This window comes from Nocardiopsis sp. CA-288880, from assembly GCF_050955985.1.
Taxonomy (GTDB): domain Bacteria; phylum Actinomycetota; class Actinomycetes; order Streptosporangiales; family Streptosporangiaceae; genus Nocardiopsis; species Nocardiopsis tropica.
Window position 1 is genome coordinate 3,070,787 of sequence record NZ_CP192105.1, and the last position, 20,407, is coordinate 3,091,193.

The 20,407-nt window shown below is 73.7% G+C and carries 16 protein-coding genes and 1 CRISPR repeat array; of the genes, 7 read left to right on the forward strand and 9 right to left on the reverse strand.

What is annotated here, in order from left to right:
• Window positions 1-61 precede the first annotated feature (61 nt).
• From ACQPYD_RS13130 to ACQPYD_RS13140, 3 genes are all read right to left on the reverse strand, one after another.
• Window positions 62-811, reverse strand: coding sequence for an SDR family NAD(P)-dependent oxidoreductase (locus tag ACQPYD_RS13130; protein ID WP_433701256.1), 750 nt, complete (start codon window positions 809-811; stop codon window positions 62-64).
• Entirely contained in the window at window positions 808-1,884 is a 1,077-nt protein-coding gene (locus tag ACQPYD_RS13135) for a dihydrodipicolinate synthase family protein (protein WP_433701257.1), read from the reverse strand. The genes ACQPYD_RS13130 and ACQPYD_RS13135 overlap by 4 nt, the downstream gene beginning before the upstream one ends.
• 190 nt (window positions 1,885-2,074) lie before the next feature.
• A complete protein-coding gene (locus tag ACQPYD_RS13140; protein WP_433701258.1) occupies window positions 2,075-3,250 on the reverse strand; it encodes a mandelate racemase/muconate lactonizing enzyme family protein in 1,176 nt (391 codons plus the stop codon).
• Window positions 3,251-3,434: 184 nt separating this feature from the next.
• Here ACQPYD_RS13140 and ACQPYD_RS13145 point away from each other — a divergent pair, with 184 nt between their 5' ends.
• The 6 genes from ACQPYD_RS13145 (at window position 3,435) to ACQPYD_RS13170 (ending at window position 11,059) form a co-directional block, all read left to right on the forward strand.
• Window positions 3,435-4,763 (forward strand): MFS transporter, encoded by a 1,329-nt coding sequence (locus tag ACQPYD_RS13145; RefSeq protein WP_267949724.1) that lies wholly within the window; start codon window positions 3,435-3,437, stop codon window positions 4,761-4,763.
• Window positions 4,764-4,836: 73 nt separating this feature from the next.
• On the forward strand, window positions 4,837-6,666 hold the full coding sequence (locus ACQPYD_RS13150; RefSeq protein WP_433701259.1) for a BNR-4 repeat-containing protein: 1,830 nt from the start codon (window positions 4,837-4,839) through the stop codon (window positions 6,664-6,666).
• A gap of 276 nt (window positions 6,667-6,942) precedes the next feature.
• Entirely contained in the window at window positions 6,943-7,737 is a 795-nt protein-coding gene (locus tag ACQPYD_RS13155) for an IclR family transcriptional regulator (protein WP_433701260.1), read from the forward strand.
• A 167-nt stretch (window positions 7,738-7,904) separates the two neighbouring features.
• Entirely contained in the window at window positions 7,905-8,957 is a 1,053-nt protein-coding gene (locus ACQPYD_RS13160; protein WP_433701261.1) for a 2-dehydro-3-deoxygalactonokinase, read from the forward strand.
• 74 nt (window positions 8,958-9,031) lie between these two features.
• Window positions 9,032-9,694, forward strand: a complete 663-nt coding sequence (locus ACQPYD_RS13165; RefSeq protein WP_433701262.1) for a 2-dehydro-3-deoxy-6-phosphogalactonate aldolase — start codon at window positions 9,032-9,034, stop codon at window positions 9,692-9,694.
• 93 nt (window positions 9,695-9,787) lie between these two features.
• Complete coding sequence (locus ACQPYD_RS13170) at window positions 9,788-11,059, forward strand: aminotransferase class I/II-fold pyridoxal phosphate-dependent enzyme (RefSeq protein WP_433701263.1); 1,272 nt, start codon at window positions 9,788-9,790, stop codon at window positions 11,057-11,059.
• Window positions 11,060-11,232: 173 nt separating this feature from the next.
• Here ACQPYD_RS13170 and ACQPYD_RS13175 read toward each other — a convergent pair whose 3' ends face one another.
• The 3 genes from ACQPYD_RS13175 to ACQPYD_RS13185 form a co-directional block, all read right to left on the reverse strand.
• On the reverse strand, window positions 11,233-12,594 hold the full coding sequence (locus ACQPYD_RS13175) for a YeeE/YedE family protein (protein WP_433701264.1): 1,362 nt from the start codon (window positions 12,592-12,594) through the stop codon (window positions 11,233-11,235).
• Window positions 12,595-13,113: 519 nt separating this feature from the next.
• A complete protein-coding gene (locus ACQPYD_RS13180; protein WP_433701266.1) occupies window positions 13,114-14,043 on the reverse strand; it encodes a universal stress protein in 930 nt (309 codons plus the stop codon).
• Between the two features lie 203 nt (window positions 14,044-14,246).
• Window positions 14,247-16,016, reverse strand: a complete 1,770-nt coding sequence (locus ACQPYD_RS13185) for a hypothetical protein (protein WP_433701267.1) — start codon at window positions 16,014-16,016, stop codon at window positions 14,247-14,249.
• A 318-nt stretch (window positions 16,017-16,334) separates the two neighbouring features.
• Window positions 16,335-16,666: direct repeats of the CRISPR family, unit length 28 nt; unit sequence CTGCTCCCCGCGCACGCGGGGATGGACC.
• 43 nt (window positions 16,667-16,709) lie between these two features.
• Between ACQPYD_RS13185 and ACQPYD_RS13190 the strand changes: the two genes are divergently transcribed.
• Window positions 16,710-17,435, forward strand: a complete 726-nt coding sequence (locus ACQPYD_RS13190; protein WP_433702040.1) for a Tn3 family transposase — start codon at window positions 16,710-16,712, stop codon at window positions 17,433-17,435.
• Here the strand turns inward: ACQPYD_RS13190 and ACQPYD_RS13195 are convergent.
• From ACQPYD_RS13195 to ACQPYD_RS13205, 3 genes are all read right to left on the reverse strand, one after another.
• Window positions 17,387-18,529, reverse strand: coding sequence for a Gfo/Idh/MocA family protein (locus tag ACQPYD_RS13195; protein ID WP_433701269.1), 1,143 nt, complete (start codon window positions 18,527-18,529; stop codon window positions 17,387-17,389). The two genes, ACQPYD_RS13190 and ACQPYD_RS13195, sit on opposite strands and share 49 nt — an antisense overlap.
• 168 nt (window positions 18,530-18,697) lie before the next feature.
• Window positions 18,698-19,420: an alpha/beta fold hydrolase gene (locus ACQPYD_RS13200; RefSeq protein ID WP_174546726.1), complete on the reverse strand. Its 723-nt coding sequence runs from the start codon at window positions 19,418-19,420 to the stop codon at window positions 18,698-18,700.
• A gap of 51 nt (window positions 19,421-19,471) precedes the next feature.
• Entirely contained in the window at window positions 19,472-20,377 is a 906-nt protein-coding gene (locus ACQPYD_RS13205; protein WP_433701271.1) for an NADP-dependent oxidoreductase, read from the reverse strand.
• Window positions 20,378-20,407: the final 30 nt, after the last annotated feature.

Here is a 20,407-nt window from a genome sequence, read left to right on the forward strand (position 1 = left end):
GGGCCCGCCCGCGACCGGGCCCGTGGGACCGGCACGGCGGGTCGCGGCCGCCCCCGCCGGGTCACGGGCCGGCGGTCGGCCCTGCGGGACCGGGGAGGAACCGGGCGCGCAGGTCGGGGCGCAGGAACGCGGCCGGGGAGGCGATGGAGAGCCCGCCGTCCACCGGCAGGACCACGCCGGTGACGAAGGAGGACTCCGGGGCCGACAGGAACACGACCGCGTGCGCGACCTCCTCGGGCGTGCCGGTGCGGCCGAGCGGGTAGCCCTCGGAGGCGGCGGGCAGCCCCCGGCCCCCGATGAGCCCCGGCGCGACCGCGTTCACCCGCACACCCCGGGGCCCGTACTCCAGCGCGAGCTGGCGCACGAGCCCCTCCACGCCGGCCTTGGCCGCCGCGTAGCCGGGCAGGCCGGGCGCCGCGAGCGTGCCGTTCACCGAGCCGACGGCCGTGATCGCCGACCCCTCGCCGAGCAGCGGGAGCGCCGCCCGGCAGGTGTAGAACGCCGAGCCCAGGGTGGTGTCCACGGCCGTGCGCCACTGCTCGTCGCTGGTGTGCTCGGCGGGGGCCACGGGCATGGCCGCGGCCGCCGGGACCAGGACGTCCAGTCCGCCCAGGGCCTCGGCCGCCCCGGCGACCGCCGACGCCGCGCCCGCCGGGTCCGCGCAGTCGGCGGCCATGGAGAGGGCGAGCGAGGGGTCGTCGAACTCCTCCAGCGAGACGCCCGCGACCCGGTCGCCCCGGGAGGCGAAGGCCCGGGAGACGGCCCGGCCGATGTCGGAGGAGGCCCCGACGACGAGGACGCGCCTGCTCATCGGCCCGCACCGCCCGCCGTCGCGCCGCCCCCGCCCACCGGGGCGGACGCGGCCTCGGGGGCTCCCGCGGCCTGAGCTCCGGAGCCGTCCGGCCCGCGGCCGGGACCGGCGTCCTCCGCCCCCGCCGCGCGCGGCGACGGGTTCGCGCCCCGGGCCGCCGCCACGACGGTGTCGTGGTCGGGCAGGCCGAGGTCGTGCAGGATCGCGGCGAGCCCGGCTGCGGTGCGCGGGTCGAGCGGGGCGGCGGGCAGGCGCACGGCGGCGGAGCCGATGACGCCCCGGGCCACCAGTACCTCCTTGTGCACGGCCCAGGCGACGCCGCCCTGCATGCCGAAGCGCAGCAGCGGCAGCAGCCGGTCGTAGGCGCGCCTCGCGGCGCGGCGGTCCCCGCCCTCCCAGAGGGAGAGGACGCCGCCCAGCAGGTCGCTCACCTCGCAGGCGGGCATGGTGCCCACGGCGCCGGCCCCGTACTCCTCCAGCAGGAAGAAGGCGTTCTGGCCGCCCAGCACGGCCGCGTCGGCGCCCCGCGCGTCCAGGGCCGCGCGCACGGCGGCGGTCGAGGCCGGGGTGGGCGGCGACTCGACCTTGACCGACGTGACCCGCTCCAGCGCGGCGATCTCGGCGATCACGGCCGGAGCCATGGACACCCCCGTCGCCCCGGGCGCGTCCTGGACCATCACGTCCAGCGCCGTCGCTGCGCACACCCGGGTGTAGAACTCCACCACCTGGCGGGCCGAGGGCTTGACCAGGTACGGGGGCAGCACCATCAGCGAGTCCGCCCCGCCCGCCTCCGCGGCTCGCGCCTGCTCGACGGCCGTCTCGACGGAGGTCCCGTTGACCCCCGCGACGACCGGCACCGCTCCCGAGGCCTCCTCGGCGACCGCGTCGAGGATCCGGGACCGCTCGTCGGCGGTGAGGGCGAAGCCCTCGCTCGCCATGCCGAACACGGCGAGGCCGTCGACGCCGCACGCCAACTGGAAGCGGACGAGCCGGCGCAGCCCCTCGTCGTCGAGGGTTCCGTCCGGGTGGAAGGGGGTGGCGAGGATGGGGACGAGTCCGCGGAGAGCGGTCATGGTCGCCTCTTTTCAGGTGGGTGGGTGGGTGGGTGGTTCGTCGGTCGTGGTCGGCGGGCGGCGGCGCACCGCCGTGCCGGGAGGCCCGGCAGGCGCGGGCGGTCGTCGCGCCCCGGTCGGCGGACGGTGCGCTCGGCCCTCCCCCCCGAGGGGCGGCGCCGGGCGCGGCCGCTCCGGGGCCGGAGCGGGGTCACCGCGTGGAGCGGTGGCGGACGGCGGCGGAGCGGACGCGCTCCTCGTCGACCTCCAGGCCGAGTCCGGGGCCGGAGCCGAGTCCGATGCCGTCGGGGTGCGCGTCGAAGTGGAATCCCAGCTCGGCGGCGGTCTCGACGGTGGTCGGCTGGTACTCGAAGAAGGGGGAGTCCTCGGTCGCCGCGCTCACGTGCACCCCGGCGGCGAGCGCGGGGCCCAGGCCGACGGAGTGGTGCGGGGCGACGGGCACGTGGTGGGCCGAGCACACCTCGGCGATCGAGGCGGCCTCGGTCACGCCGGTGCGGCCGACGTCGGGCTGGGCCAGGCCGAGGGCCCCCGCCGCCAGCCACTGCGCGAACTCGTAGCGGTTGCGCAGCGTCTCCCCGACGGCGACGGGCAGTTCGATCCGGTCGGCGAGGCGGCGGTGCCCCTCGACGTCCTCCGGTGCGAGCGGGGCCTCCAGGAACACCGCCCCGCGGTCGGCCAGCTCCCGTCCCAGTCGGGCGGCCTGGGAGGGCGTGTAGCGCCAGTGCGCGTCCACGGCGAGGGCCAGGCCGGGCGCCGCCGCGGACACCGCGTCGACGGTGGCCAGGTCGGCCTCCACCCCGTTGCCCAGGTGGAGCTTGACCGTACGGGCCCCCCGCTCCTGCCACCGGCGGGCGAGGTCGGCCCGTCCGGCGTCGTCCGGGCTCGGGAGCCCGGACACGTAGGTGGGCACGCGGGTGCGGTGCGCGCCGCCGAGGAGGGCCGCCACGCCGAGTCCGCTGATCCTCCCGGCCAGGTCCCACAGGGCGATGTCGACGGCGGCGAGCGCGTCGGCCTGGTGGCCGACCAGGTGGCCCCGCTCGCGCATGAGAGAGCGCAGCCGCGCCCAGGCGGGGCGCGGCGCGGTGGCGTCGGCGCCGATGAGCTGCGGGGCCAGCAGCCCGTCGACCACCTGCGCCGGGATCTCGGGGCCGACGGGGGCCAGCGCCTCGCCCCACCCGGCGGTACCGTCCTCGGCCTCGACGCGGACCAGGAGGGTCTCGAAGAGGGCGGAGTAGAGGCTGAGCCACGGCTCGCGGACCCGGTAGCCCTGCTCCTCGGTGAGCGCCGAGCCGTCGGCGAGGGAGCCGAGGTAGGCGGCGGGGCCGCGCACCTTGACGACGAACGTCTCTACGTTACGAATGCGCATCGAACTTCCCATGTGACCCTTGACATGTCGACTGAGTTAAATCACTGTTGCACACACTGCATGGCTCATGCAATGAAGTGGCGGATATGACACAGGATGCATCGCACTCCCGCGAAGGCGGCGGCGCCGCACCTTCCGCCACGTTGCCGGACCCCCGGCCGACGACACGGACAACGAGGTAGACATGACCGAAGGAACATCCGACGTGCGCGCCGCGGACGTCGCCCCTCCCACCCGGAGGGAGACGAGGAAGGTCCTGCTCGCCACGGGCATCGGCCACTTCGTGGAGTGGTTCGAGATGGGGATCTACGGAACCCTCGCCACCAGCATCGCGGCCAACTTCTTCGCCCCCGGGGACCCCACCGCGGCGCTGCTCTCCACGTTCGCGCTGTTCGCCGTCTCCTTCGTGGTCCGCCCCCTCGGCGGCCTCTTCTGGGGACCGCTGGGCGACCGGATCGGACGGCAGAAGGTCCTCGCCCTGATCGTCCTCATCACCTCGGGGGCGACCTTCCTCATCGGCGTCCTGCCGACCTACGCCACGGTCGGCGCCCTCGCCCCGCTGCTGCTCGTCCTCGCCCGGCTCGTCCAGGGCTTCGCCGCCGGGGGCGAGTCCGCCAGCGCCACGACCCTGCTGTTCGAGTACGCCCCCCGCGGCCGGCGCGGCTTCCTCACCAGCTGGATCGACACCTTCGGGTTCCTGGCCTTCGTCGCGGGCTCTGGGCTGGCCCTGCTGCTGACCACGGTCCTGGGCGACGCCGCCATGGGCGACTGGGGCTGGCGCATCCCCTTCCTGCTCGCGCTCCCGCTCGGCCTGGTCGGCCTCTACCTGCGCGTGCGCATGGAGGACACACCGGAGTTCCGCCGCCTGGAGAAGCTCGGCGAGATCGCGCAGTCCCCCGTCAGGGAGGCGTTCCGCACCGGCGGGACCGCGATGCTGCTGCTCGCGGGCATGGTCGTCATCAAGGCCGTCGCCCACTGGACGCTCCAGACCTACATGCCCAGCCACCTCGCCCAGACCCTGGGCTTCAGCTCGGTGCAGTCCTTCCAGGTCACCACCGCGTGCCTGGCGGTGGTCGCGGTCCTGGTGCCGTTCATGGGGGCGCTGTCCGACAGGGTGGGCCGCAAGCCGCTGCTCGTCGCGGGCGCGGGCGGGTTCCTGCTGCTGTCCTACCCCGCCTTCTGGCTCATGTCCCAGGGCAGCTTCGCGCTCGCGTTCCTGGCCATGGCCCTCCTCGGCGTGCTCATCGCCGCCTTCGACGGGGCGGTCAGCGCGGCGATGGCCGAGCTCTTCCCCCCGCGCACGCGCAACGGCGCCATCGCGATCCCCTACAACATCGCCGTCGCCCTCTTCGGCGGCACGGCCCCCTACCTCGCCGGAATGCTGGTGGCGGCCACGGGATCCCCCATCAGCCCGGCCTTCTACATCATGTTCGTCGCCGCGATCTCCCTGGGCACGGTGCTCCGGCTCCGCGAGACCGCCGGACGGCGCGCCCCGGCCGACGCCGCCCCCTGACCCGCGGCCCCCGCCGCGCTCCCCGGGGCCGCCCGCCCCGCCCGCCCCCCGAACAACGGACTGGACACCCCCTGTGAGAAGAACCGGACGCACCCTGCCCGCCCTGGCAGCCGCCGCCCTCGCCGCGGGCCTCGCCTCGGCCCCCGCAAGCGCGCTCGCCGCGCCCCAGGCCCCCGCGGACATCGAGGAGATGCCCTACGCGGTCGACACCTCCAACCAGGCCGCCTGGTGGAAGCCGATCGACTCCGTCGACGGCCACGACTACCTCGCCTTCAACGCCCCCGCCCCCGAGGCCGGGCGCCACGAGGTCCACCTCGCCCGGCGCACCGCCTCGGGGGAGTGGACCTCCGGGTGCCTGCGTGCCCGGGCCGGGGCCGACTGCGTCGCCTACACCGACGACATCGGGCACAACCAGCCCTCGATCACGGTGGACGGCGACGGCCGCGTCCACGCCTTCGTGTCCATGCACAACGACGCCTGGCGCTACTACCGCTCCACCGCCCCGGGCGACGTGGACTCGCTCGTGGAGTCCGCCGCCGACCTCCCCGACGCCGGGGGGACCTACACGTACCCGGTGACCGCCCGCGACGACGCGAGCGGCGACGTGTACGCGCTGGTCAGGGCCGACGCCGCCGACAGGCGCCACGGCCGCCTGTACCGCTGGGACAACGCGGCGGGGGAGTGGTCCCGCGAGACCACGGTCGCCTCCGCCCCCGGCCACGCGTTCTACCCCGACGACCTGGAGGTGGACGGCCGGGGACGGGTGCACGTGCTGTGGGAGTGGGGGCCCTTCCCCTCCAGCACCGCCCGTCACCTGGGCTCCTACCTCGTCTACGACCCCGCGACCGGGACCGCGGCGGACGCCGCTGGCGACCCCGTCGCGCTGCCCGCCACGGCCGACCCCGGCGGAGCGGTCGTCTACCAGCCCTACACCGGGGGCGAGGACATCGGCACGCAGGCGCCCTCCCTCCAGAGCGCCAAACTGGCGCTCACCCCGGAGGGCTCCCTCGCCGGCGTCGCCTACCGCTTCCGCGACCGTGACACCGGGGACGGCTTCTCCGGCTACGACGCCCGGTACGCGCGCTGGACCGGGACCGCCTGGGAGAGGGAGGTGCTGGCCGAGGCGGGCGCGGGCGGCGTGCACACCTCCGCGGCGATCGACACCACGCACGCCGGCGGCACCACCCGCGTCTACCTCGTGGCGGAGCACCGCCGCTGCGCGGGGGCGTTCAGCCAGGTGGTGCGGGCGGAGCGGTCCGGGAGCGGGCCGTGGCTGCTCGACCGGGCCGGACCCGAACGCCCCGGCCTCCAGCGGCTGAGCGCCCTCACCGGCGCCGACGGCGCCGACACCCTCTACGTCAGCGCGCCCCTGGCGGAGGGGACGCGGGGTTCGGTGTTCCGCGTGGGCCTGTCCCGCGGCACGCCCTCCGGGGGCGGCACGTGGGAGGAGCTGGTCTCGGGCATGTCCGAGGACCCCGACCTGGGCGAGAACCTCGCCCTGGGCGGCGCCACGTCGGTGAGCTCCCGGCGCGACGCCGACAGCGGAGGGGACCGTGCCGTGGACGGCGACTGCTCCGACGCCTCGCGCTGGATCTCCGCCGAGGGCGACGCCGAGCCCACCCTCACCGTGGACCCGGGCGCGGTGGCGGACGTGTCGGCGGTGCGCGTGGCCAGCGGCTACGCGCCCGACCCCGCCTCCACCGTCCTGCGGGACTTCGAGGTGCGCGGCCGTACCCCCGGCGGGGGCTGGACCACCCTGGCCTCGGTGAGCGGCAACACCGAGGAGCTGCGCGTCGTGGAGTTCGCGTCCGCCGAGGTCGACCGGGTCCAGCTGGTGGTGACCGACCCCTCGGCCTCGGAGGTCGACGTCGCCAGGGTCCGGGAGTTCCAGGTGTTCTCCTGAGGGCCCGGGGCGCGGGGGCGCGCCCCGGACCGTCCGGCCGCCGGGCCCCGGCGGCCGGCCCGCACGGACGTCCGGCCGCCGGGGGAGCCGTCCGGCGGGCCCGGGACGCCTCCCGGCCGGGGCGCGGGTCCCGGCCGGCCGTGCCGCACGGGTGCGGCGGCGGAGGTCCGGCGCCGCCGGGCGCGGTGTGAGCAGGGTGTTTGGTACGGCGAACCGAGTACCCGTACAGTGCAGATGACGATGCGGACAGTGCATCACTTATGCGATGGGACCGTGGTGGCAGCCGAACAGAGTGGGAACCAGTCCGTCGAGCGGGCGATCAGCGTGCTCCGCGCCTTCCTGGAGGGAAAGCCCGAGCTGCGGGTGTCCGACATCGCGCGGCTGACCGGCATCGGACAGTCCACCGTCTCCCGGCTGCTGGCGACCCTGGAGTCCGCGCGCCTCATCGGCAAGGACGAGGACAGCGGGTTCTTCCGCCTCGGCATGGACCACGTGTCGCTGGCCGCCGCCTTCCTCAACGGCAACCCGGTGCACCGCGAGGCCCGCCCCGTGGCCCAGCGGCTGGCCCAGGAACTCGGCCTCGGCGCCAACGTCGCGGTCCGGGACGGGGACTCCCTGTTCTACCTGTGCAACTTCGAGGGGGCACTGGCGCCCAAGGCCCACGTGCTCATGGGCAGCCGCAACCCCCTGCACGCCACCGGCCTGGGCAAGTGCCTGCTGCTGTCGAGCACCGCCGAGCAGCGCCGCGCCCTGCTCGGGGACGACCTCCACGCCTACACCGTCTCCACCGTCACCGGCCACGACGCACTGGACGCGGAGATCGAGCGCTCCCGGGCACGGGGCTACGCCACCGAGGTCGAGGAGCTCGCCCTGGGGAGGGCCTGCGTGGCCGCCCCCGTCCGCGACTCCACCGGCGAGATCGTCGCGGGCCTGTCCGTGTCCGGGCCGCTGAGCGCGATCGACCTGCACCACCGCGAGGCGGAGCTCGCCGGGACCGTCATCGAGGCCGCCGACCGCGTCGCCCTGGCCCTGGGCTACCAGGCCCACCGCATCCTCGCCCCGAGGGGCTGACCCGGCCGGGGGCGCGCGCCGCGCCAGGGAAGGGGCGGGTCGCGCCCCCGGTCAGGGCACCCATGGCGTCCGTCCATCCCTCTATGTGGGACGGTGTTCGACAAAGTGGGACGCCTCGCGTTACCTGTCGGCATAAGGCCAGACCACGGCACGACGGAACGGATGCGATGGACGACTACTCGGCGGCCCGGCTTGTGGCGCTGGACTGGGGCACCAGCTCCTGCCGCGCCTACCTCCTGACGGAGGACGGAACCGTCCTCGACCACAGGTCCACGGACGACGGCGTCATGCGCGTCACGGCCGGCGCGCGCGAGTCGGGAGAGAGCAGGGAGCAGGCCTTCGACCGGGCGCTGCGCTCCCTGTGCCTGGACTGGGTGGAGGCCGCCCCCCGGGCGCTGCCCGTCGTCGCGAGCGGCATGGTCGGCAGCGACCAGGGCTGGGCCCGGGCGCCCTACGTCGAGCTCCCGGTCGACCCGCTGGCGACCGCGCTGCCCCTGACGAGGGTCGAGTCCTCCCTGGGGCCGGTCCACATCCTGCCCGGGCTCACCGCCCCGGGGCCCCTGCCCGGCCTCCTGCGCGGCGAGGAGACCCAGGTCGTCGGCGCGCTGCTCACCGACGGCGCGGGGGACGCGACCGCGCAGGCCGGCGGGGGGCGCGAGCGGACCGTCGTCCTGCCCGGCACCCACGCCAAGTGGGTGCGGCTGCGCGGCTCCGTCGTCACCGGCTTCGCCACCCACATGAGCGGCGAGGTCTACGCGCTGCTCATGGAGAACAGCATCCTCGGCCGCCTCGCCCGCCCGGCGGAGGGCGACCGGTGGGAGGCCTACGAGCGGGGCCTGGACGTGGCGATGGGCCCCGACGGGGACCCCGGGCTCCTCGGCACCCTCTTCTCCGCCCGCGCCCTCGTCGTCACCGGTCGGCTCCGGCCCGACCAGGTCGGCGACTACGTCTCCGGCCTCGTCATCGGCAGCGAGGTCCGCGGCGAGCTCCGCGGCGGGGCCGCAACGCCGGGCGCGGACGACGTCCTCCTCCTGGGGACCGACGACCTGTGCGACCGCTACGGGCGCGCGCTCTCCCGGGCGGGCGTGGCCTCCGCCCGGGGCGCCACGGGGACCACCCCCCGCGCCCTGGCCCACCTCGCCCGGCGCGCGGGACTGCTCGGCGGCGGCTCCGGCACGGCCGGACCCGACGACGCGGACCGCGCACCCGCGTCCCCCTGACGACCGACCTCCCGTCCGCGCGGCCGGTGGACCACCGGCGGGACCGGACGGCCAGACGACCCATGGAGAGAACCATGACCGACACACGCTGCCCCAGCGGGCTCATCGCCATCCTGCGCGGCCTGCCCGCCGCGGACGCCGCCCGCGTGGGCTCCGCCCTCTACGAGACCGGGATGCGGACCCTGGAGGTGCCCCTGAACTCCCCGGACCCCCTGCGCGCCATCGAGGTCCTGCGCGAGGAGCTGCCCGACGACGCCCGGGTGGGCGCCGGGACCGTCCTCACCGCCGCGCAGGCGCGCTCCGTGCACGACGCGGGCGGGCAGATCGTGGTGTCGCCCAACGTCGACGCCGACGTCGTCCGCGAGACCGTCGCGCTGGGCATGGACTCCTACCCGGGCGTGGCCACGGTCACGGAGGCGTTCACCGCCGTGCACGCCGGCGCCCGCGCGGTCAAGCTCTTCCCCTCCACCCAGGTGGGCATCGACGGGATGAAGGCCTGGCGCGCGGTGCTGCCCGCCGACCTCGAACTCGTCCCCGTCGGCGGCATCGGCGCCTCCTCCCTGGGCGCGTGGGTCGAGGCGGGCGCCACCGGCTTCGGCATCGGCTCCGCCGTCTACCGCCCGGGTATCGCCGAGGAGGAGATGGTCGCGGTCGCCGCGGAACTCGTCGGCGCCTGGGACGAGGCGGCCCCCCGACTGCGCCCGCTGGGGGCCGACGGCCCCGCGACCAGCCGCTGAGACCGCGGAGGGGCCCCGGGCGGTGAGCGGCGGCCCCTCCCTTCTCGGTATCCTCGGCAGCGCCCCACGACATATCCGCGAGAGGACTCCACCATGACCACCGAGCAGAGCCACGACGCCCTGGAAGGGCAGTTCGAGCGGGCCAGGAAGGACTACGCGGACCTGGCCGCCCGCGGCCTCTCGCTGGACCTCACCCGGGGCAAGCCCGCGCCCGAGCAGCTGGACCTCTCCGAGGCCCTGCTCGGCCTCCCCGGCGACACGCACACCGCCGCCGACGGCACGGACGCGCGCAACTACGGCGGGCTCCAGGGCCTGCCCGAGCTGCGCGAGATCTTCGCCGGGGTCCTCCAGACGCCGGTCGGACAGCTGCTCGCCCTCGGCAACTCCAGCCTCGAGCTGATGCACGACAGCATCGTGCACGCCCTCCTCGGCGTCCTGCCGGGCTCCGAGCGCCGCTGGGCCGACGAGGAGCGCATCGCCTTCCTGTGCCCCGTCCCCGGCTACGACCGCCACTTCGCCCTGTGCGAGCGCTTCGGCATCGAGATGATCCCGGTCGCGATGACCCCCGAGGGCCCCGACATGGACGAGGTCGAGCGCCTCGCCGCCCAGGACCCCGCGGTCAAGGGCATCTGGTGCGTGCCCAAGTACAGCAACCCGGACGGCGTCAGCTACAGCGACGAGACCGTGGCCCGCCTCGCGGCCATGCCGACCGCCGCCCCCGACTTCCGCATCTTCTGGGACAACGCCTACGCGGCGCACCACCTCACCGACGAGCCCGTCGAGATCGCCGACGTCCTCGCCGCGTGCGCCGACAGCGGCAACCCCGACCGGGTGTTCGTCTTCGGGTCCAGCTCGAAGATCACCTTCGCCGGCTCCGGCGTCGCCTTCTTCGGCTCCTCGCCCGCCAACGTCAAGTGGCTGCTCGCCAACAACAGCAAGCGCTCCATCGGCCCCGACAAGGTCAACCAGCTGCGCCACGCGCTGTTCCTGCGCGACGAGGCGGGCGTGCGCGCCCACATGGACCGCCAGCGCGACCTGCTGCGGCCCAAGTTCGACGCCGTGCAGCGGATCCTGGAGGCGGAGCTCGGCGGCACCGGCCTGGCCACGTGGACCGAGCCCAAGGGCGGCTACTTCGTCACCCTGCGGGTCCAGGACGGCTGCGCCAAGGAGGTCGTCCGCCGGGCGGCCGAGGCGGGCATCGTGCTCACCCCCGCCGGCGCCACCCACCCCTACGGCGACGACCCGGACGACGCCACCATCCGCATCGCGCCCAGCTACCCCGGCCAGGAGGACCTGGAGCAGGCCATGCACGGCCTGACGGTCTGCGTGCGCCTGGTGGGGATCGAGAAGCAGCTGAAGGGCTGACGCAGGGGGCGGGGCGGCCGTCGGCCGCCCCGCCCGTCGCGCCCCCGCCGTGGGCGTGGCGGCCCGGGGCCGCGGACCTGCGGCGCGACCGCCCCGGCCCCCCGTTCCGGTGGAACGGGAACGGCCCCGCCCGCGTTCGCGCGGGCGGGGCCGTGGGGGCCCTGGGGGCCGGGTCAGCAGACGCTGTCGCCCGGCTTGGGCACGCCCAGCCCAAACAGGGTGCGGGCGCGCAGCCCGGCCCAGGTCCCGGCCAGCGCGAAGATCGCCCACAGCCACCCGTGCAGGCTCCCCGAGCCGATCCCCGCCAGGTAGGCGCCGATGTTGCAGCCCCCGGCCAGACGGGCGCCGATGCCCATCAGGATCCCGCCCGCCAGCCCGGCGGCGACCAGGTTCCAGCTCAGGCCGGTGTGCAGCTTCCACGTCCCGGCGGCGCCGGCGGCCACCGCCGCGCCGAGGATGATCCCGATGTTGGTGAGGCTGTTCTTGTCCTGGAGCACGGGGCCGGCCAGCTGCTCGGCCTGGGCCGGCTGACTCCAGAACGCCCAGGTCTCCGGGTGCAGGCCGACGAGCTGAAGGGCCTTGGCCCCCCACAGGTTGAACGCCGAGGTGATGCCCCAGGGGCCGCCGGAGACCACCAGCACGGCGGTGCCGAGCACGGCCAGGACCAGCGCACCGGCGATCAGCGGCCAGCTGCCGCGCACCACGCGCAGCGCGCCCCGGGCCGAGGGCGGGGCGCCCACGGGCGGCGGGACGCGGCGGTTCTGCACCGCCCGGGTGCCCACGACCAGCGCCGCCAGCAGGGCGATCGTGATGGCCCAGGAGCCGCCCCAGCCGACGTGGTCGGAGAGCAGGAACGGCGGCAGCGCGGGCAGGTCAGCGACCAGCGGCCACGCGGCGCTGTAGATCACCGAGCCCGCGATGAACCCGACCAGGGTGATGACGATCGCGGACTGGCCGGAGCCGACCGCGAAGAGGGTGCCCGAGGCGCAGGCGCCGCCGAGCTGCATGCCGATCCCGAACAGGAACGCCCCCAGGAACAGGGCGATGCCGATGGGCCCGGCCGACGGCGCCGGGGCGCTGCCGAACAGCCCGGTTCCGGTGCCGATGACCAGGGCGAACAGGGTCGCGGTCGTGCCCAGCAGCACGGCGTGCGCGCGCAGGCCCGTGCCGTTGCCCACGGCGAGGAACTGCCGCCAGGCGGAGGTGAAGCCGAACCGGGAGTGGAACAGGGTGAAGCCGAGGCCGGTGCCCAGGACCAGCAGCACGGCGGGCAGCGCCCCGTGCGCGTTCCACACGTAGGCGGCCAGCGCGAGCGCGCCCGCCAGGGCGATGCCCAGCGGCCACCAGCGGACCGGCTCCGCCTCGGCGGGCCGGGGCGGAGGCGCGGAGAGGGCGGGCCGCCAGGTCAGGGCGAGGGCGGGCGAGACGGTCGCCGTGGCGGTGCCGGCGGCCGACCCGGGGGCGTCGGCGGCGGGGCCGCCGACGCTTCCCACCGAGTCGGTATTTCCGGGCGGTGAGGTGGGGTTAGTGGTCATGCGGGTGCTGTCCAAACCATGCGGTGGCGGGGAACGGCGGCGGTCCGGGGACGGACCGGTGCCGTGGAACGGGGATGACTGCGTCCGGAAGGACGGGGACCGGTGCCGGGCACGGGCGCCCGTGAGGAGGCGGGGGAGGGAACCCCGGGGCCTCGCGTCAGCGCACGCCGTCGCGGCACCGGCGGCGACAGAGGCCGTCATCGGTGCTCGTCAGCGACATGGAGATGAGGACCATGCGCAGGAAGCGGGCTGTATCGGACACGGCGAACATTCTAGGACACAGGGCCCATGTGGCAACGGGCGGGCACCGTGTGACGGCCACCACGGGGGCCGAGGGGGCGCCGGGGCGCGACCGGGCGGTGGCAGAAGGGGCGGGCCGGAGGCCGGAGCGGCTGGGGATCGGAGGCGGGGGAGGGGCGGCCCCTCCCGCGGGGCGCCGCCGCGCGCCCCGGACGGGGCCGCCCCCTCGGGCCGGGCTCCACGTACTGTCGGACAGGGCTTCGACCCGGCCCGCCGCGCTCACTCCGTCGCGTCCACGCCCTTGGGCAGCACCACGACCGGCACCGTGGCGCTGTGCAGCACCCCCTGGCTCACCGATCCCAGGATCAGGCCCCGGACGCTGCCCCGGCCGCGCGAGCCGACCACGATCAGGTCCGCCTCGGACCCCGCCTCGACCAGGGCGTCCACCGGGTTGCGCTCGGTGCGCACGACGGTGACGTCCACGTTCTCCGTGCTCTCGTCCATGACCTCGGCCAGCACGCCCGAGACGAGCTCCTCCGAGCGCCGGTCCAGCAGGTCGTCCGGCGGGGTCCAGCCGGCCGCGACCAGCGACTCGGTGGCGAACGGCATCGGGACCTCCCAGCTGTTCACCACCACGACCGACTCCGCGCCGTTGCGCACGGCCTCGTGCAGGGCGAAGCCCAGCGCGCGCCGCGAGTCCTCCGAGCCGTCCACGCCGACCACGATCCGCCGGAAGTCGCGCAGGGGCGGGGTCTCGCCCTCCGGGGCGGGGACGACGACCACCGGGCACTCGGCGCGGGAGGCAAGGCGCACGCCCGCGGAGCCGGCGAGGGCGGAGCGGACCGGCCCGAGCCCGCGCGTGCCCACGACCACCAGGTCGTGCGGGCCGGTGCGGTGCAGCAGGGCGAGAGGGGGCTCCTCCAGGGCGAGGACCGTCTGCACGTCCACCTCCGGCCGCAGGGAGCGCGCGTGCTCGGCGGCCTCGGCCAGGATGCGCCGGCCCTGGTCGGCGATCTCCTCCGACGCGGGGAAGCGCGTCGGCCCGGTGTAGACGGACATCACCAGCGGCATGGACAGGGCGTGCACCACGTACAGGGGGACGCCCCGCCGCACGGCCTCGGCCGTGGCCCACTCCAGCGCCGACCGCCCGGTCGCCGATCCGTCGACCCCCACCGCGACCTTGGGGGATGGTAGCTGCTCGTCCGCCATGAAACCTCCTTCGTCCGGGGATGTCGGATTCCCCGTCGAGACTGCCGTACCCGGGATCGAACGCACCAACAGTCACGTGGCGTGGCGGAAAATTCGTCACACAGGACGACTTGCGCCCCGGGCCCTTCGGCCCGCGCGAGGCCGGGGACGGGGGCCGGAGGGCCCGGGGCGTGGTTCGGAAGGGCCCGGGGCGCGGTCCGGGCCTACACCGCGCCGGTGTGCGCGTCCACCCCGGCCCCGATCAGCTTGAGCGTGGGCCGGTGGTCCACCACGGCGGCGAGCCTGACCAGTTCGGCGTGGAAGTCCTCTCCCCGGATCCGGCCCAGCGCCGTCGCGCACGCGTTGGCGAGTGCCGGCCTGTCCGGCCCCTGGCCGGGGACCTTGCGCAGGGACTTCTCCAGCAGCGCGCCCAGCCCGCTCGCGGTGCGCGCGTGCCCGGGGAGGAAGGACAGGAGCCGTACGAGGCCGCGGACGGCGATGTCGTTGAAGCGGTCGTGCCGGACGTCGTTCTCCAGCGGCAGCGAACGCGGTTCTCCCACCAGGGCCAGCCAGCCCAGCACCCGCTCCCGGAACTCGTCCGCGTCGACCTCCGCGAGCAGCGCCCGGCCCCTCCTCTCCCAGGTCGCGCTCGGCCTGCTCGCCTTCGCCGTCGCGGCGTGCGCGACCAGGTCGCGCCACGCGTCCGGGAGGTCCGCCAGCTCGGCGAGCGCGTGGTCCGTCCACTCGTCGCCCGCGTTGACCACCGGGTGGGCGGTGAGCAGGCGCACGACCTCGCCCAGGGGCACACCGGACCCGTAGCCCTCGCCCCAGTAGCGCCGCAGGGTCTGGCCGAAGCGGACCGGGACGTCGCGCCCGGAGACCAGTTCCACCCAGACCATGTGGACACAGCCCTGCCCCCAGAACGCCGCCGCCGTCGCGGCCGACAGCGCCTCCTGGCGCGTGTGCGCCATGAGGTCGTCGGGGCGCCCCGGGGCGAGCATCGCGTGCATCCTGGCGATCCTGTCCCGCCGTGCCCACGAGTCCGTCGCCCCGTACAGCTCGGTGCAGACCCGGGCCAGGCGGTCCCGGAGGTCCTCGGGCAGGGTCGGGAGCAGCCTCGCCCCGCTGAACTCCTTGTCCGCCAGGACCATCTCGCACGCCGCCGCGGCGTCGACCGGGAGGACCTCGCGCCACATGGCCTCGAACTCCTCGGACAGCGTGAGCCCGCCCGGGAGCGGGGGGAAGAGGAGCGCCGCCTCCAGCCACACGGCCAGCTCCCTCCGCTCCGGGGTCCGCGCCTCCTCGCGGAGCGAGCGGGCCCCACCCGCGAGCCGCTCCCGCGCCTCCGGGGGAAGGGCCCGCAGGCCGGACATCACCCGGAGGAAGGACTCGGAGGCGAGCACCGCCTCGACCTCCGCGGAACCGTCGCGCCCGAGGACCTCGCGGACCACGGGTTCGAGGTCCTCGAACCTCAGCAGGTTCAGCTGGTAGTGCGAGAGGGCCGTGTGCAGCCAGAGGACGCGGTTCCTCCGCTCTGGCGTCCGCGCGGCCCCGTGGAGCTCGGCCAGGGCGTCCGTCAGGCGGTGCCGGTACGACTCGTGGAGGCCCCGCAGACGCTCCGCCGTCCGGCGGGGGTTCCCGGCGGCGAGGGCGGTCTCACAGGCGTCGGCGATGTCGCGGGAGGAGGCGGCGACCAGGACCTCGATCTCGAGGTGGTCCTCCTCCAGGAAGTCCAGCCGGAGCCCCAGCAGCGCGGTGTGCAGCGTGAGGACGGCGTCCCGCCGCTCGGGGGTCCTCGCCTCCCTGTACAGCTCGACGCAATGTTGCGCCAGCCGTCTCACGGCCTTGGTGGGGAGGCCGGACAGTCCCTTCGCCGCGTGCGGGAAACCCGGGTGGGCGAGGGCCCGTTCGCACGCCGCGGCGGGGTCGTCGCGTTCGACGTCGGCCAGAACGGCGGCGGGGAGTGGGGGCGCCTCATGTGTCGCTTGCGTCATGCGCCGACCCTAGGGACACCTGACGACAGGGCGTATCGGTTCAAGGGAGGAGAGGGGGGCGGGGGCGGGTGGTCCGGGCGCAGGGGTGGAGGTCGGGGTGTGGGGGAGCGGACGGCGCTGTAGATTGGGCCCTCCCGTTGTCAGGGGCCGGGGCTCACGCGAGGGGGCGGTCCGTCGGTCCGGCGGTCCGGCTCGTCGGAGGAGAACGTGCTTGATCGCGATTCAGAACTGTTGATGTCTGTTATGTCCTCGGTGTCGGTTTTTCGAGAAGTTGGAAAATTGGCTGCTTGCCACTGGTAAGTTCGCTGGTCATCTTCACTGCTCCCCGCGCACGCGGGGATGGACCCTGCCCCCGCGGGTCGAGGAGCCCGCCCCGACCCTGCTCCCCGCGCACGCGGGGATGGACCTGACCTTCCCCCGCTGGTGAGACGTCACCAGACCTGCTCCCCGCGCACGCGGGGATGGACCGCGCGCCAGTGAGAAGAAGATCGGCCGGGTGAACTGCTCCCCGCGCACGCGGGGATGGACCCGGCCGGGTGGGCGGCTTCCTGTGTCATGGTGGCTGCTCCCCGCGCACGCGGGGATGGACCTACGGGGAGGGCTCAACGCCGACCTGGACGTGCTGCTCCCCGCGCACGCGAGGTTGCCGCCCGCGCGATCGCCAACGCCACCTTCGCCATCCGCTCCGAGACGATCTGGGGGCAGGGCTCGACCGCGGTGGGGTCGGACTCCACGCACGTCAAGGCGTTCGACCAGAACCTGTTCACCGAGTGGCACTCCCGGTACGGGGGCCGGGGTGTGCTCATCTACTGGCACATCGAGGAGCGGTCGATGGCGGTGCACTCCCAACTGTTGTCGTGCTCGGCCTCGGAGGTGCACGCCATGGTGGAGGGGGCGAGGCGGCACGGCACCTCGATGAACGTGGAGGCCAACTACGTCGACTCCCACGGCCAGTCCGAGATCGACCGCTGGCACGCAGCCAACCCGCTTCACCGGCAACGTTCCCTGCGGGCGTTTTTGACCTGGGCACGCGACACCGGCCGGCTCCCCTCACGGCCGGCGTTCCCCCGCCTGGCCATCGCAGAAGGGCAGCGGCTCGCCCAGCACCGGCGTCTCGAACTCCTACGCCGGGTCCTGGACGAGAACTGGGCTTCCACGACAAGACCACCACGCAAGTCCTCACCGAGGCCGGAGGAAGCTGGAACCGCTACGCCCCCAGCGACCACACACAGTGACCGGAGTGGTGGAAGCCCCGAAGAATACAGATCACTCGATCAACGACTCCTGCCAGTCTCGACCCCCGTGATCGAGTCAGGGTTAGCTCGCGGATCGCCATCTCCTCGGGTCCTGCGGCAGTGCCTCTCCCGGGTTCAAAGATGGGAGTTCATTCGGTCGGGGCGGGACAGATGCTGCCGATGACCTGTTTCAGCGGCCCGTGTGATCGCCTCGAGTACCCGGTGGCGATCGAGTGCGACCGCGAAATCCGGCGCATCGGCGGTTCCGTCGCGGAGGTCGGCGGCGAACTGGGCGTAGAGGCGGGCGACCCCCGCTGCGGGTGCGTCGAGTTGCAGGTCGGGAGCCGCATAAGCGGGGGGGACCTGCAGCACTTGGACAGGCTCGCTGCCGCGGCGCAGCGTGATGGTGAAATCGGTGAAATGGATGTAGCCCGACGCCGACTCCACACGCATACTGCCCTCGGTGCCCTGGATCTCCCATACCATCGCCGAGCCGGCAGACTGCCCGGCACTGTAGTGCAGCGAAGTGACGATCCCGCCTTCGAGAACGCCGGCGACGACGATCTCATCCGGCGCGTCCTTCGGCAGCGACGCGCCATCGGAGAGGCGGACGCCGTCACCGCGCTGATTGGCGACGACGGCGGACAGACTCTCGAACGTGCCGAGCACGCGCGCAAGCGGTTCGAGCCCGTGGCCGAGCATGATGCTCAGAAGCGTGGCGCCATGCTTTGCGTGAGCCATGTACTCGACCGGCGGGTCATATCGGCCGACCCACATGTCGTCGGTCAAATGCGCTCGGATGCTCGTGCTGAGCGGCTTGCCGATCACGCCTTGCGCGATGAGGTCGCGAAGGAAGAGGATCGGCGGGTGCAGGCCGCCCTGCAACCCGACAACCGTCCGCAGCCGTCGCTCGCGGGCAAACCCCTCCAGCGCTTCGGCCTCCGACAGGTTTCTTGCGAGCGGCCATTCGCAATAAACCATCTTGCCCGCGGCCAGCGCGTCGGAAACAATCTGCTTGTGCTCCGGCACCTTGACCGCAACCACCACCAGGTCGACCTCTGGTCGCACGACCAGAGCCTCATGTGTGTCGAAGGCGAGATCGGTGCCCAGCCGACGAGCGGTCGCGTTCGCGCTCTCCATACGAGTCGTACTGACGGCGCGGATCTGGAACGCGTCGAGCGCCTGCAGCGCCGGGACGTGAGCAATTCCGCCCCAACCCCGATCGGCGCTAGCACCGATAAGGCCGACGCCGATCCGGGTATTTGCTGAATTCTTCATCAGGATGCTCCTGCCGTGTGCAGCCCCGGCAACGCTCTCCGGGCTGCGTCACGATGATTCGTTTCCGGACAAATGCGTGGGGACTCGGGCTCACCATGGCGAGCGAGCAATTATTGCCGTTCGCGTAGCGGCCGCGGGGTTTGAGCCCGAGTGACCCAAGCGCAGGTTTTACACGTGAGCCCAGTGGGCCTCGAGTTCGCGCGCGACATCGGCCGGACGCTCTATCATCGGCCAGTGTGAGCTGCGCAGCTTGAAGACGGCACGTGCGCGTGTGGCATTACCGAGCTCGTCGGCGAAGCGGTGAGGAAGAAACGGATCGTCCAGGCCCCAGATCACTAGCGCTGGTGCGGTCACGTTGCTCAAACCCGGCTTCCACTCCGCCCCGACCTCGATCGCCGAACGGTAAAGGGCGAGAATGCTTGCTCTCATAGTGGCATCGAGATGCCGGACCGATTCGTTTGCCGCGTCGCGCGGCATCTGCGCCTCGTTGAGGCTTGCTGCGAACGCCTCGAGGTCGAGGTCCGCCATCCATTGCTCGCCCTCGCCTGGCGTTTGCCAGATCTTGGCAAGATAGTGCCACGGATACTCCGGATCGATTGGTCCGCTGATGCCTGTCCATGTCCGCACCAGATCTGGTCGGATAGACGCGAGACGGCCTGTGAGCAGAGACCCCCAATCATGACCGACCAGGTCGACGGGTTCGCCGATTTCTTCGATCTTCTTAATAAGCCAATCGAGATACTCTTCTTTCGTCGACGTGAATCCCGCTGGTAGGGGTACGCCAAACCCGGGGAGATCGATCGTCACAATATCTTCGCGTTGAAGATGGGAGCGGACGGTGTCCCAAAGCCGGTGGGTATCAGGTACACCATGGACGAGGACTGCAGGCATTTCGGATTCTCCAATTGTTTGTTGCCGTGGTTGAATGGCCGGTCGGCCGAGTCAGGGAAGGAGGATGACTTTGCCGTGGGTGTGGCCCGTGGCGACGAGGCGATGAGCGTCCGCGGCCTCGTCGAGTGGGAAGCTCCGGCCGATGCGTGCGGTCCATGCGCCGGCGGCGATCAGATTCAGGGCTTCCTGCACAGGGCCGCGGTCGCGGTTCCCGCTGCCCCCGGGGCTGAATGCGACGCCGTATTGTGCGGCATCGCGGTCGGCGAGCGTCACGATCCGGTCGGGGCCGCCGAGAAGATCGACGAGGGCGGGAAGGAGCCCCTTGCCGGCGGTGTCGAGCGCGGCATCGACCCCGCCCGGAGCGGCGGCACGGATGCGATCGACCAGGCCCGGGCCATGGGCGACAGAGGTCGCTCCGAGACTCCTGACGAAATCGGCGTTGGCAGTCCCGGCGACGCCGATCACCGTCACACCGCGCTGTCGCGCGAACTGCACGGCGGCGCCGCCCAGAGCACCGCTCGCGCCGGTGACCACGAGCGTATGACCCGGGCGAATGTTCAGAAGCCCGAGAGCCCTCGCCGCGTTGTCGGCGCCGATGACAGTAGCCGCGGCCTCCTCGAAGGAAACGCCGTCGGGGATCGTCGCGAAGTTGCTGCTGACCGTGTACTCGGCGTAGGAGCCCTGGGTGGCGGAGTCCGGCCACCCGGCGACGCGGTCGCCGACCACGCCCTCGTCGACGCCCGGGCCGACCGCCTCGACGACGCCGGCGAACTCGAATCCGATGATGGCGGGAGCACGCAGGCGGAACGCTCCGGCGCGTGCCTGGATCTCCGCCGGGTTCACCCCGGCGGCGTGAACCCGCACCAGTACTTGACCCGGACCCGGCACAGGTCGCGGAGCCTCCGCAACCCGCAACACGGAGGGTTCGCCGAACGAGGTGATGATGGCGGCTTTCATGACGATCCTTCTCATATACAAGGGCTATTT